The 13,861-nt window shown below is 71.6% G+C and carries 8 protein-coding genes; 3 read left to right on the top strand and 5 right to left on the bottom strand.

The window, feature by feature from the left end:
• Nucleotides 1-35 precede the first annotated feature (35 nt).
• The gene (locus tag D0D28_RS36740) at nt 36-353 is read right to left on the bottom strand and encodes a hypothetical protein (RefSeq protein WP_240323084.1); all 318 of its coding nucleotides are present in this window, start codon (nt 351-353) and stop codon (nt 36-38) included.
• On the opposite strand from D0D28_RS36740, the gene D0D28_RS12945 reads away from it, so the two are divergent.
• From D0D28_RS12945 to D0D28_RS12935, 3 genes are all read left to right on the top strand, one after another.
• The gene (locus D0D28_RS12945; protein ID WP_240323197.1) at nt 328-4,104 is read left to right on the top strand and encodes a DUF6531 domain-containing protein; all 3,777 of its coding nucleotides are present in this window, start codon (nt 328-330) and stop codon (nt 4,102-4,104) included. The two genes, D0D28_RS36740 and D0D28_RS12945, sit on opposite strands and share 26 nt — an antisense overlap.
• Nucleotides 4,105-4,107: 3 nt before the next feature.
• Nucleotides 4,108-4,584: a hypothetical protein gene (locus D0D28_RS12940; RefSeq protein WP_116110736.1), complete on the top strand. Its 477-nt coding sequence runs from the start codon at nt 4,108-4,110 to the stop codon at nt 4,582-4,584.
• A gap of 73 nt (nt 4,585-4,657) precedes the next feature.
• The gene (locus D0D28_RS12935; protein ID WP_116110735.1) at nt 4,658-6,037 is read left to right on the top strand and encodes an FAD-binding oxidoreductase; all 1,380 of its coding nucleotides are present in this window, start codon (nt 4,658-4,660) and stop codon (nt 6,035-6,037) included.
• A gap of 598 nt (nt 6,038-6,635) precedes the next feature.
• On the opposite strand, the gene D0D28_RS12930 is transcribed toward D0D28_RS12935, so the two are convergent.
• From D0D28_RS12930 to ald, 4 genes are all read right to left on the bottom strand, one after another.
• Complete coding sequence (locus D0D28_RS12930; protein ID WP_162831052.1) at nt 6,636-10,379, bottom strand: ABC transporter ATP-binding protein; 3,744 nt, start codon at nt 10,377-10,379, stop codon at nt 6,636-6,638.
• Nucleotides 10,380-10,399: 20 nt separating this feature from the next.
• On the bottom strand, nt 10,400-11,281 hold the full coding sequence (locus D0D28_RS12925; RefSeq protein WP_094008591.1) for an ABC transporter permease subunit: 882 nt from the start codon (nt 11,279-11,281) through the stop codon (nt 10,400-10,402).
• Nucleotides 11,281-12,336 carry an ABC transporter ATP-binding protein gene (locus D0D28_RS12920; RefSeq protein ID WP_116110744.1) on the bottom strand — a complete coding sequence of 352 codons (1,056 nt, stop codon included), beginning with the start codon at nt 12,334-12,336 and terminating at the stop codon, nt 11,281-11,283. Before D0D28_RS12920 ends, D0D28_RS12925 begins: the two co-directional genes overlap by 1 nt.
• A gap of 274 nt (nt 12,337-12,610) precedes the next feature.
• Complete coding sequence (ald, locus tag D0D28_RS12915) at nt 12,611-13,726, bottom strand: alanine dehydrogenase (protein WP_116110734.1); 1,116 nt, start codon at nt 13,724-13,726, stop codon at nt 12,611-12,613.
• Nucleotides 13,727-13,861: the final 135 nt, after the last annotated feature.

The raw sequence follows: 13,861 nt of genomic DNA, 5'->3' as shown, positions 1-13,861 counted from the left end.
GGTACGGCGGGGTGGGCCGGTCAGGGGGCGGATACCTATCGCCGGTCGGGGGCGGAGCAGGCGGAGGCGCTGGCGGGTGCGGCGGCGTTGGCGGATGGGATCTCCACCGGTGTGATGATCATGGGCACGGTGGTGGGTTTCGTGCGCGAGATGGTGCGCGACATCGTGGCCGAGCTGGTGGGGAAGCTGATCACGTGGGCGTTGGAGGCGGCGTGCACGTTGGGGTTTGCGACGCCGTTGATCGCGGCGCAGGCGACGGCGGCGATTTCGTCGGCGGTGACTCGGATTGCGGATTTCATCCGGAAGCTGGTCAAGACGGTCGGGAACGTGTCGCCGCGGATCAGCCGGGTCATCGGCAAGCTGGATGAGATCATCCAGAAGCTGAGCAAGATCGGCCGCAAACTCGGCGGCGGTGATGGCACCACTCCTTCGGCTGCGTCCGGCGGTGGTGGGAAGGTCGACACGCCGGATCTGGACGGCCCGACCAGCCCGGACGCTCCCAACAGCCCCGACGGCGCGGACGGCACCCCGGGCGGCAGCCGGGCCGGCGGTGACGGTCCGTCGTCGGCCAGGGACTCGGCCGACGACCCGCGCAGGTCCGGCCAGGACGAGGACTCGACCTGCACGAACGGTGACCCGATCAACGTCTTCACCGGCGAGGTGATCCTGCCGCAGACCGACGTCGGCCTCCCGGCGGTCCTGCCGTTGACCGTGCGGCGGCGGCACGCCTCGGCGTACCGGCTCGGCCGCTGGTTCGGGCGGACCTGGGCCTCGACCTTCGACCAGCGGCTCGAGGTCGAGGACGACGGCATCTACTTCGTCACCGAGGACGGCCGCGTCCTGGTCTACCCGCATCCGGTGCGCGACGGTCAGCCCGTGTTCCCGGTCGAAGGCGCCCGCTGGCCGCTGGTCCGCACCGGGGACGAGTACGTCGTCACCCACCGGCAGAACCGCGAGCGGTACACCTTCGGGCCCGTCGCGGGCGCGCCGGCCGGTCTGCTGCCGCTGCGCTCGGTCGAGGGCCGGACCGGGCAACGGCTGGACTTCGAGTACGAGAACGGCGCTCCCCGCGAGCTCCGGCACTCCGGGAACTACCGGATCGCGATCAGCACGGAAGGCGGCCGGATCACGGCGCTGACCCTCCGCGGCACCGGCGGCGCGCCGGACGTGCCGCTGCTCCGGTACGCCTACGACGACGAGGGCCGTCTCACCGAGGTGTCCAACTCGTCGAACCGGCCGCTGACCTTCAGCTACGACCGCGCGGGGCGCCTCACCCGTTGGGTGGACCGCAACGGCGAGTGGTACGGCTTCCACTACGACGGCCTGGGCCGGTGCGTCCGGACCGAGGGCTCCGGCGGGGCGCACACCGGGACGCTGCGGATCGACCAGGACGCCCTCGTCTCGGTCTGGACCGACGCGGCCGGGCACGAGACGACCTACCGGTTCAACGAGCTGCGGCAGATCGTCGAGGAGGTCGACGCGCTCGGCGGCAGCACGCGCTCGGAATGGGACCGCTACGACCGGCTGCTGTCCCGGACGGACCCGCTCGGCCGCACCACGTCCTACACCTACGACGAGTCCGGCAACCTGGTCACCCTGACCCGCCCGGACGGCACCCAGCGGCTGTTCAGCTACGACAGCGACAACCAGCTGGTCGCCACGGTCGAGCTGACGGGCGCCGTGACGCGGCGGGACTACGACGAGGCCGGCAACCTCGTCGCGGTCACCGATCCGGTGGGCGCGGTGACCCGGTACCGGTACGACGAACGCCACCACCTGGCGGCGATCGTCGACCCGCTGGGCGGCGTGTACCGCGTGGACACGAACGAGGCGGGCCTGCCCATCGCCGTGACCGGTCCGGACGGCGCGGTGAACCTGTTCGGGCGTGACCAGTTCGGCCGGATCCGGTCCCGGACCGACCCGTCGGGTGCCACGACCACCTACACCTGGAGCGTGGAAGGGCTGCTGCTGTCGCGCACCGGTCCGGACGGCACGGTCGAGCGCTGGCAGTACGACGGCGAGGGCAACCAGACCGCCGAGGCGGGCGCCGCGGGCGAGCTGACGCACGTCGTCAGCACCCATTTCGACCTGCCCGCGGTGGTGTCGACCCCGGACGGGAACCGCCTGGAGTACACCTACGACGAGAAGATGCGCCCGGTCGTCGTGCGCAACGCGGCGGGCTCGGAATGGCGGTACGTCTACGACGCCGTCGGCAACCTCGTCCGCGAGACGGACTTCAACGGCCGGACGCTGGTCTACACCTACGACGCGGCGGGGCAGGTGGTGTCGCGGACGAACGGCGCCGGCGAGACCACGCGGTTCCGCCACGACCTCGTGGGCAACCTCGTCGAGCGGCAGACCGGGGACGCGCCGCCGGCCCGGTTCACCTACGACGCGGCCGGGCGGCTGGTGCGCGCCGTTAACGCCGACGCCGACGTGCGCTTCCAGCGCGACGCGGCCGGGCGGGTGGTGGCCGAAACGATCAACGGCCGCACCGTCGAGTCCCGCTACGACCTGCTCGGCAGGCCGGTGTACCAGCGCACCCCGACCGGCGCGGAGAGCCGGTGGAGCTACGACGCGGGCGGCCGGCCCTCGGTCCTGAGCGCCGCAGGCTGGACCCTGAGCTTCCGCTACGACACCGCGGGCCGGGAAGTGGAACGGTTGCTCGACACCGGGGTTTCCCTGGCGCAGGAGTGGGACGCGGGCAACCGCCTGCTCACGCAGACGCTGTCCGCGGTGTCGGCGGGGGTTCCGTCGGTCCGGCGGATCCAGCACCGCGCCTACCGGTACCGCGCGGACGACCAGCTGGTGTCGGTCGCGGAGCAGATCGGGGGGCTGCGCGAGTTCGACCTCGACCCGGCCGGGCGGGTCGTCGGCGTCCGCGGCGCGGGCTGGGCGGAGCACTACGACTACGACCGCGTCGGCAACCTCCAGGCCGCGCACAGCCCGGGCGACCCCGAGGCGAGCGGGCCGCGTCAGGTCAGCGGCACGTTGACGATCGCCGCGGGGAACGTCCGGTACGCCTACGACCGGCAGGGGCGCATGGTGCTCCGGCAGCGGAAGCGGTTGTCCGCGAAACCGGACAACTGGCACTTCAGCTGGGACGGCGAAGACCGGCTGGTCGGTGTCGTCACGCCCGACGGGACGCGCTGGCGGTACGCCTACGACGCGCTGGGGCGGCGCATCAGCAAGCAACGCCTGGCCGCGGACGGCCGCACCGTCGCCGAGCGGACCGATTTCGTCTGGGATGACACGGTCCTGGTGGAGCAGATCGAATCCGCGGGACGGACCAGGTCGTGGCACTGGCTGCCGGACACGCTGCAGCCGGTGAGCCAGACCGAGCGGGTCTGGCACGACCAGGCCTGGGTCGACCGCGAGTTCTACGGCATCGTCACCGACCTGATCGGCACCCCGACGGAGCTGGTCGACCCCGCGGGCAACCTGGCCTGGCGGGCGAGCCGGACGGTCTGGGGCCAGGTCGCCGGGGTCGGCGTCGCGGACACGCCGCTGCGGTTCCCCGGGCAGTACCACGACCCGGAGAGCGGTCTGGACTACAACTACCACCGCTACTACGTGCCCGAACTCGGGCGGTACGCGAGCCAGGACCCGCTCGGCCTGGTCGCGGGGCCGAACCCGCAGGCGTACGTGCCGAACCCGATGACGTGGCTCGACCCGCTGGGGCTCGTGCCGTGCCGCGACTGCGACGCCCAGAAGGAAGAACTGCCCAAGGGCGACAACCGGTGGTTCGACCACCGGCGGGAAGCGTTCAACGCGGCGCGGGACCGGGCCGGCATCCCCAACAGCGCGTCACCCGTCCGGCAGTGGACCGTCGGCGACAACCCGGCCCTGCAGGGGAGGGGCAACTACCACTACGACCCCGCGCCCGGCGCGCACGGCCGCTACTACGAGTACGAGACGCCGAACGGGCCACGGGTGATCGCGGAGCACACCAACGATCCGCGCGCGCCGCACCCGCACTTCCACGCCTACCAGCCGAAGGCGGGCCACGACGGGGTGGTGATCGGCGAGAAGTACGACCGGGTCGGCGGCCCGCACCACTACTACTATGGGGATCATGCTCCGAGCTGGCCGGCGGGTGACTGAGCCGTGACCGAGTCCGCGCGGGACCGGCGGCTGCGGTTGCTGCAGGCGAAGAAGGCCGAGCAGCTGAAGGACCGTCTGTCCGCTTTCGACACCGGTGAGTTCGCGCAGTGGTCGGACTTCCCGCAGTGGCTCCGGGACGAGTTCGTCAAGACCCGCCGGACGACCGCCGAACCGGATTCGGTGCTGCCGGAGTCGGCGGACGACCGGGAGATCCGGGACTGGCAGTCGGAGTTCGCCGTCCGGGCCGGGCTGGACGGCCGGGTGTACGTGCTCACCGGCGTCGACGACTTCCCGTGGCTCTACTGCGCCGCGCGCGACGATCGGTGGGCCGACGAGATCGGCGCCGTGCTGGGGTACGGCTGGACGGCCATCGGCGCGGACAAGGACCGTCTCGTGGTGTTCTACGAGGAGGAGTACGAGTACCAGGCGTTCCTGGTGGCTCCCGGGCACCTCCGGGACGGCGACGGCCGCCTGCTGTAGCGGGAGTCTCACCTGCGGCTCGACGAGTCCGGAGGCCGTCGTCACAGCGGTAGCCTCCCTGGTGGAGGTTGTGATGGATTCCCCGACATTGGTGGCCGCTCTGCGGCGGGTCGTGCCTGCTGAGCACGTGGTCGACGACCCGGTCGTGGTCGAGTCCTACCTGCAGGACCACGCGGAGTGGGCCGAGTACGGGCAAGCCGCCGCGGTGGTGCGGCCGCGCGGGACCGGCGAGGTGCGCGACGTCGTGCGGTTCGCGGGCGAGCACGGGATCCCGGTGGTGCCCCGCGGGGCTGGGACGGGCCTGTCCGGCGGGGCGAACGCCGTCGACGGCTGCATCGTGATCTCGTTCGAGGCGATGGATTCCGTCCTGGAGATCGACCCCGCCGAGCGGCTCGCGGTCGTGCAGCCGGGCGTGATCAACGACGACCTGCGGGCGATCTGCGCCGAGCAGGGGCTGTGGTACCCGCCGGACCCGGCGAGCGCGCCGTGGTCGACGATCGGCGGGAACGTGGCCACCAACGCCGGTGGGCTGTGCTGCGTGAAGTACGGCGTGACGCGGGACTACGTGCTCGCGCTGGAGGTCGTCACCGGGCGCGGCGAGGTGGTCCGCCTGGGCCGGCGCACCGCGAAGGGCGTCGCCGGGTACGACCTGTGCGGGCTGATGGTCGGCTCCGAGGGCACGCTCGGCGTGATCACCGAGGTGACCGTGCGGCTGCGGCCGCGGCGCGAGCCCGAGCGCACGATCGCCGGGTACTTCGACTCGGTGATCGCCGCGGGTGAGGCGGTCAGCGCGGTGTCCGCGTCCGGGGTGATCCCGTCCGCGCTGGAGCTGGTCGACCGGCACTGCCTGGAGGCGGTCGACGCGTGGAAGAACATGGGCCTGTCCACGGAGGCGAACGTGGTGCTCCTGGGCCGCGTCGACACCCCTGGTCACGCGGGCGAGGAGGAGGCCCGCACGATCCTGCGGTGCTTCGAGCAGGCCGGCGCGAGCTGGGCGGCGCTGTCCACGGATGAGCAGGAGGCCGAAGCCCTGTTCGACGCCCGGCGCCTGGCGTACCCCGCGCTGGAGCGGCTCGGCCCGGTGCTCACCGAGGACGTCTGCGTGCCGCGAGCGCTGGTGCCGGAGATGCTGGCACGGATCGAGAAGGCAGCCACCGAACACGACACGCTGATCGCGAACATCGCCCACGCCGGCGACGGAAACCTGCACCCGCTACTGATAACCCCCATCGGCGACGACGCAGCACGGCGACGCGCACAGGCGGCGTTCGAGGACATCATCGCGGACGCGGTCGAACTGGGCGGCACGGTGACGGGGGAGCACGGAATCGGGTTGCTGAAGCGCGGCGGCTTGCGGCGCGAGGTGAGCCCCGAGGTGCTGGAGCTGCACCGGGCGGTGAAGGGCGCGCTCGACCCGCTGGGGATCCTGAACCCGGGGAAGGTTTTCGTCTAGAAGGGGATCGGTGGCTGCCCGTGCGGCAGCCCTGCAAACCGCAAGCCGGCAACGCGACTGGCCCCGGCCCAAAGCTGCCCGCGCGGCAGCCCAACAAACCGCAAGCCGGCAACGCAACAGCACCGACTACCCCAACCAGACCTCCCCCGCCCCCGATCCACAGCCTGTCTTTGGTCGCCGAGCAGGCGTGTCAAGGTACTCTTTCCCGCCTTGACACGCCTGCTCGGCGACTGAAACACAATCAGGCATCGGGGGCGGGGGTGGTCGGAAGGTGACCGTTCGGCGCCGTGAGGCGCTTTCCGCCCGTAGGGCGGGCTCTCCGCCTGCCCAAAAGCAAGACCAAAGATCAAAAGATGTCCTCGCCGGACGGGCAGGCTCCGGGATGACGGGGGACCGTTGTCGGCTCACCCCGGGCAGGTGGCCGCTGGGTGGTCATCCCGTCGCCTTCCGGTTTGTGCATATCACCTTGAGCCAGGGCCGCAAGGTTGGCATGGTCGGCCGCCGGTTGGCGGCCCGGGTTGCGGCCCTGGCTCAAGGTGATCGTCCAGTGTCAGGCGACGGGATGACCACCCAGTTACCTTGGGTTCAACGCGCGGCGCTACGCGCCTGTTTGCCATAGGCGGGCGTAGTGGCCGTTGGCCGCCAACAACTCCTCGTGCGTGCCCTGTTCCACGATGCGTCCGTGGTCCAGCACCACGATCCGGTCCGATCTGGCCGCCGTCGCCAGGCGGTGGGCCACCACGAAAGTCGTTCGGCGCTTGGCGACCGTTTCCGTTGCCGCCAGGACCGCCGCCTCCGTGGACGGGTCCAGGGCGGCCGTTGCCTCGTCCAACAACAGCACGTCCGGGTCCACCAGTTCCGCGCGGGCCAGCGCGACCAGTTGCCGCTGCCCCGCCGACAACGACCGGCCCCGTTCGCCCACCGGCTGGTGGAAGCCCTGCGGCAGCGCGGCGATCGCGTCGACCGCGCCCACCGCGCGCACCGCGGCCTCGACCTCCGCGTCCGACGCCGACGGGTCGCCGTACCGGACGTTGTCGGCCACCGTGCCGGAGAACAGGTGCGCCTCCTGCGGCACCACGCCCATCCGCCGGTGCAGGCCGGCCAGGTCGTAGTCCCGGACGTCGACCCCGTCGATGCTCACCTTGCCACTCGTCGCGTCGTAGAAGCGCGCCGCCAGTTTGACCACTGTAGACTTCCCGGCGCCGGTCGAGCCGACCAGGGCGACCGTCTCGCCCGGCGACACCTTCAGCGAAACATCCGTCAGGGCCAGGGTTTCCGTGCCCGTGTAGGAGAAGTCGACCGCGTCGAACGCGACCTCGCCGCGCAGCCGCTCGGGCACCGGCACCGGATCCGCGGGCGGCGGCACCGACGTCGGCGTCCGCAGCAGGTCGCCGATCCGGTGCAGGCCGACCTTCGCCTGCTGGTAGCTGTCGAACACCGACGACAACTGCTGGATCGGCGAGAAGAACAGGTTCAGGTACAGCAGGAACGCCAGCAGCACACCGACCGACAGCGTGCCGTCCGCGACCAGGCTCGCGCCCGCCACCAGCACGACCGCCTCCGCCACCCCGGACAGCAGCGTCACGAACGGGAAGTACGTCGCCACGTACCGCTGGGCCCGCAGCCGCGACCGCCGGTACGCGTCGCTGCGAGACGCGAAGTCCTCGGCCGACCGCTCCTCCCGGCTGTACGCCTGCGCGACCCGCAGACCGCTCACGTTCTCCTGCATGTCGGCGTTCACGACGCTGACCTTCTCGCGCGCCTCGGTGTAGGCCGCGCTGGACAGCCGCCGGAAGATCACCGTCGCGATCACCAGCACCGGCACCACGGACAACGCGTACAGCGCCAGGGACACGTCGGTGATCAGCAACGCCCCGGTGATCCCGACCAGTGTCAGCGCGCTGATCACCGCCTGCGCGACACCGGTCTGCAGGAACGTCGACAACGCGTCCACGTCCGTCGTCATGCGCGTCATGATCTTGCCGGACAGCTCGCGTTCGTAGTAGTCGAGCCCGAGCCGCTGCAGGTGCGCGTAGCTGCGGACGCGCAGCGAGTACAGCACCGTCTCACCGGCCCGCGCGGTGAGCCGCGTCTGCGCCGCGATCACGAGCCAGTCCACCGCGATGATCACCGCGCCGATCCCGGCGCACAACCACACCACCCACGCCAGACCCGGCCGCACCCCGTGGTCGACGCCCTGCTGGTACAGCGTGGGCAACGCGATCGACGCCGCCGCGTCCAGCCCGACCAGCAGCACCGCGGCGATCAGCAGCCCGCGCACCGGACGCAACGCCGAGCCGAGGCGGAACCGCGGATCCGGCTGGGTGACCGCGTCCGGGGCCAGCGCCGGCTCGTCCGTCGCGGGTGGCAGCTTGCGCACGCCCTCCAGCAGCTCGGCCGTAGGCGGCGCGTTGAGCGCGCTGCCGGGGCCCATGCCGCCGCCGGGCATCGGTGGCGGCGCGTTCCGCTGCCGCGCCGACTCGGCCATCTCGTCGACCGAGTCCCGCTCGCCGGTCTCCGGCCACAGCGCGGGCGTGGTCCCGGTCTCCGGGCTGGCCACGCAGTCCCGCTTGTGCACGTTCTCCACGCCCTCGCCGGGCCCGGCGATGAGCTCGCGGAACAGCTCGCAGCGCGCCGCCAGTTCGTCGTAGGTGCCGACGTCGACCACACGGCCCGCGTCGAGCACCGCGATCCGGTCGGCCAGCGACAGCGTCGACTTGCGGTGCGCGATCAGCAGCGTCGTCCGGGTCGCGGTGACCGAGCGCAGCGTCTCGTAGATGGCCGCCTCGGTGACCGTGTCCACCGCGGACGTCGCGTCGTCCAGGATCAGCACGCGCGGATCGGTCAGCAGCGCCCGCGCCAGGCCCAGCCGCTGCCGCTGACCACCCGACAGCGTCAGCCCGCGTTCACCGACCTGGGTGGCGTAGCCGTCGGGCAGCTCGGAGATGAAGTCGTGCGCCTCGGCCGCCTTCGCCGCGGCGATCACCTCCTCGTCGCTGGCGTCCGGGCGGCCGTAGGCGATGTTGTCGCGGATCGACGTGGAGAACAGGAACGCCTCCTCGAACACCACGCCGATCGCCTGACGCAGATCCGTCAGCTTCACGTCCCGCACGTCGCAACCGCCGAGCCGGACGCTGCCCGAATGCGCGTCGTAGAACCGGGGCAGCAGCAGCGAGATCGTCGACTTGCCGGAGCCCGCGGTGCCGACCAGCGCCAGCGTCTCGCCGGGTTCCGCGCGCAGGCTCAGCCCGTCCAGCACCGGTTCCGAGCGCGTGTACCCGAACCGCACGTCGTCCAGCTCGATGCTCAGCGGCCCCTCCGGCAGCGGCTCCGGGTCCACCGGGTCCGTGACCTCGGGCTGGGCGTCCACCAGCTCGTACACGCGTTCCGCGCCCGCCCGCGTCAGCTGGGCCTGCACCACCAGCGCCGACATCATCCGGGCCGGCCCGATCAGGCCGGAGACGTAGCTGGCGAACGCGAGGAACGTGCCGAGGGTGACCTGCCCGTTGAGCGCCAGGATGCCGCCGAAGGCCAGCACGGCGACCTGCCCGGCCGCGGGCACGGCGGACGTCGTCGCCGTGGGCACCGCCGCCAGCCGGGCCGCGCGCAGCCGCTCGGCGAACAGCCGCCGCGCGGTCTTCTCCAGCCGCGCGACCTCCCGGGCCTCCTGCCCGAAGCCCTTCACGACGCGGACACCGGTGACGGTCTCCTCGACGTGCTGCGCGACGACCGCCGCGCGCTGCTGCGCCGACCAGGTGGCCGGGAACAGGCGTTTGCGGGCCAGGCCGGCGACGATCGCCACCGCGGGCACCACGATCAGCGCGATCACCGTCAGGCCGGGCGACATCCACAGCATCGCGGCCACCGAGAACACCGCGAACACGACCGAACCCGCCGACAGCGGCACCACGAACAGCAGCGACACCACCAGCTGCAGGTCGGTGATCGCGCGGGACACCACCTGGCCGGTGCGCAGCGAGTCCTGCTTGCCACCGTCCAGGCGGGACACCGAGTCGAACACCCGCTGGCGCAGGTCGTGCTGCACGTCCAGCGCGAGCCGCCCGCCCAGGTAGCGCCGGACGAACGCGGTGCCGAACATGAGCAGCTGGACCCCGATCAGCCCGCCGACGAGCAGACCCAGCCGCCCGGTCTGCGACGCCACCGCGTCGTCGACGGCGACCTTCACCAGCAACGGGCTCGCGGCCTGCAGGCCGACGCTGAACACAGCCGCGGCCATCGACGAGACGACCAGGACCGGATGCCGCCAGCAGGCCGCGGCCAGCCGGCGAATCCATCCGGTCCCGGGGTTCTCGTCAGTGCGTGGTGGTCGTGCAGTCACCACGCCAGGTTATGCGTGCCCGCCTACGTGATGTCGCGGCGCTGGTTGGAGGCCCATCCGCCCATGAAGAACACCATGGTCCAGGCGAGGAACACCAGCGCGGCAGCCCACCAGGAGATGACGCCCGGCGCGCCGGCGGCCAGCTGCAGGCCCAGCTTGTCCCAGTGCTCGACACCGCCAGGCAGGTTGATCGAGCTGATCCCGAACGCCTCGGCCGCGATGCCGCCGACGATGCCGTTCGCGGTGCTGTTCGGCAGGATCGCGCCGAAGATGTCGCTGGTGTTCCACAACGCGATGACCAGCACGTTCTCCACGATCAGGAACCAGCCGATCAGCAGGATGACCGCCAGCACGACCTTGTTCAGCACCGCGCCGAAGCCGATGCCGAACAGCGTCACCAGCGCGTAGGCCAGCACGGTCCCGCCGAGCGCGGCGAGCCATTCGCCGCCGCTGGGCAGCCGGTCGCCGTCGACGGTGATGACGGTCGCCAGCGCCGCGACCGCGAAGCTGAGCAGCCCGTACAGCGCGCCCCACAGGATGTAGGTGATCATCTTCGCGGTCAGCGCGGACACCCGGTTCGGCGCCGTCAGGAACGTCGTCGTGATCGTCTTGCTGCTGTACTCACCGGCCAGGGCGAACACGCCGAAGATCGCCGGGATCAGCTGCGCGATGTTCACGCCGTGGGCGATGCTGAGCAGCCCGACCGGCAACGCGTCGGCGGGCAGCCCGGCCTGCTCGGCGATGATCCGCGCGGTGCCGCTGCCGATGTAGTCGGCGAAGTCGTTGGTGATCTTGCCCCAGACGTACGACATCCAGAACGCGACCAGCACCAGCGGGATGATCAGGATCCACCAGGTGTTGAGGCTGAGCGTCTTGCGGAACTCCGCCTTGATCAACCGGCCCATCAGCCCTGTCCTCCCCAGCCGCCGTGGCCCTGTTGCGGCGGTGCTTGCTGGTACTGCTGCTGCGGTGGGTATCCGGGCGGCGGCGGGCCGCCCCAGCCGCCCTGCGGCGGCATCCCCGCGTACTGCGCTCCCGGGTACTGGGCTCCTGGGTACTGGGGGCTGGTCAGCTGGAAGAACAGCTTCTCCAGGTCCGCCCGCTCCTCCTCGATGCCGTAGACCGCGATCCCGGACTTCGCGACCAGGTCACCGATCTGCTGGCGGGTCGCGCCGATCACCGCCACGCGCCCGTCCGGCGTCGGCTCCACCTGCGTGAACCCGGCCTCTTGAAGCGCTTTCACGAGCGCGTTCGCGTCCGCGGCCTGCACGAGCACCCGCGACTGCTGGCTGCTGCGCAACTGGTCCAGCGGGCCGTAGTAGCGCGTGACGCCGTGGCTGATGATGACGACCTGGTCGATCGTCTGCTCCACCTCCGACAGCAGGTGGCTCGACACCAGCACGGTGCGGCCCTCCCGGGCGTAGGCGCGCAGGAAGTTGCGCAGCCACACGATGCCCTCCGGGTCGAGGCCGTTGGCCGGCTCGTCCAGCACGAGCACCTGCGGGTTGCCGAGCAGCGCGGTCGCCAGGGCGAGCCGCTGCCGCATGCCCAGCGAGAACCCGCCGGCGCGGCGGTCCGCGGCGCCGGAGAGCCCGACCAGGCCCAGCACCTCCTCGACGCGCTGGTCCGGCGCGCCGATCGCGGCGGCGTACACCTTCAGGTGGTTGCGCGCGGAGCGCTTGGGGTGGAAGCCCTCGTTCTCCAGGACCGCGCCCACGACCTGCGCCGGGTTGCCCAGCTGCTGGTAGGGGCGGCCGTTGATGGTGGCGACGCCCGCCGACGGCGTGACCAGGCCCAGCAACATGCGCAGCGTGGTCGTCTTGCCCGCGCCGTTGGGGCCGAGGAAGCCGGTGACCGAGCCGGGGCGGACCTCGAAGCTCAGGTTCTGCACCGCGGCGACCGGCCCGAAGTGTTTGCTCAGGTTCTGCACGAATATCCGGCCGCTGCCGTCGTGTTGCATGTGCGCCCCTCCCGGCCCGGTGAACTTGATCGCGGGCACATAGTGCCCTACCGGGGTCCGGTCCAACCCGTCCGGGTGCCGCGTGTCGGGGAGGGTGTGCACTAAGGGGCGGCCCGCTCAACCAGCCTGGGGGTCACTGGGAGCGGGCCGCCACGAACAAGTTTAGGTGGTATCTCCGGACTTCGCTTACGCGGGGGCCCATGTTGGTCTGAAAACTTATTCACGTGTTGGGTCCTGGGGCGGGCGGTCCCTGGCGACGGGACCGCCCGCCGGGTCAGGCGAGGGCCTCGGCCAGCGGCGTGTGCGGCAGCGCGTGGGCCTGCGCGACCGGCGCGTTCGTCAGCGCGCCCGCGTGCGCGTTGAGGCCCAGCGACAGCGGCCCGTTGGCCCGCAGCGCGGCCTGCCAGCCGTGGTCGGCCAGCTGGACGGCGTAGGGGAGCGTGACGTTGGTCAGGGCGTAGGTGCTCGTGCGCGGGACCGCGCCGGGCATGTTGGCCACGCAGTAGAAGACCGAGTCGTGCACCGTGTAGGTCGGGTCGTCGTGCGTCGTCGGGTGCGAGTCGGCGAAGCAGCCGCCCTGGTCGATCGCGATGTCCACCAGCACGCTGCCCGGCCGCATGCGCGCGACCAGGTCGGTGGAGACGAGCTTCGGCGCCCGCGCGCCGGGCACCAGCACCGCGCCGATCACCAGGTCGGCCTCCAGCACGGCCTGCTCGACGGCGAAGGCGTTCGAGGTGACGGTGCGGATGCGGCCGGCGAAGTCGTGGTCGATCTGACGCAGGCGGTCCACATTGGTGTCCAGGATCTCGACGTCGGAGCCCAGACCCAGCGCGATGCGGGCGGCGTTGAGGCCCGCGACACCGCCGACATCGACGACCACCCGGGCCGGGTGCACGCCGGGCACGCCGCCGGGCAGTACGCCGCGCCCGCCGCTGGGCTTCATCAGCGAGTGGGCGCCGACCTGCGGCGCGAGCCGTCCGGCGACCTCGGACATCGGGGCCAGCAGCGGCAGCGCGCCGCTCGGCTGCTGCACGGTCTCGTAGGCGATCGCGGTTGTGCCCGCGTCCAGCAGAGCCTGCGTCAGCGGGCGGTCCGCGGCGAGGTGCAGGTAGGTGAACAGCACCTGGTCGCGGCGCAGCCGGGGGTACTCCTCGGCGATCGGCTCCTTGACCTTGAGGACCATCTCGCCCTCGGCCCAGACGTCCTCGGCGGTGGCCAGGATCTTCGCGCCGGCGGAGACGTACTCGTCGTCGCTGATGGCGGATCCGGTGCCGGCGCCGGTTTCGATGAAGACCTCGTGGCCGCGGGACGTCAGCTCGTGCACCCCGGCCGGGGTCACGGCGACGCGGTATTCGTGCTTCTTGACCTCGCGGGGGACGGCGATGCGCACTGCTTCCTCCTGCATCTGGCGAACGTGGTGCTGACCACGGTGAACCACCCGGATAGCGGTGTCATCGTGCCTCGCCGACAATTCTCCGCCGCGTGGATGGTGCCCGCAGGACAAGGTGTTGACCTCCACCTTGGT

The organism is Amycolatopsis ruanii, assembly GCF_003385175.1.
Lineage (GTDB): Bacteria > Actinomycetota > Actinomycetes > Mycobacteriales > Pseudonocardiaceae > Amycolatopsis_E > Amycolatopsis_E thermalba.
Note: the sequence above shows the minus strand (reverse complement) of the source record. Positions and strands in the feature narration are given on the sequence as shown.

Coding starts and splice junctions, on each gene's coding strand:
- D0D28_RS36740 (WP_240323084.1), bottom strand. CDS start 353: ATGACCCGGCTGATCCGCGGCGACACGTTCCCGACCGTCTTGACCAGC.
- D0D28_RS12935 (WP_116110735.1), top strand. CDS start 4,658: ATGGATTCCCCGACATTGGTGGCCGCTCTGCGGCGGGTCGTGCCTGCT.
- D0D28_RS12925 (WP_094008591.1), bottom strand. CDS start 11,281: ATGGGCCGGTTGATCAAGGCGGAGTTCCGCAAGACGCTCAGCCTCAAC.
- D0D28_RS12920 (WP_116110744.1), bottom strand. CDS start 12,336: ATGCAACACGACGGCAGCGGCCGGATATTCGTGCAGAACCTGAGCAAA.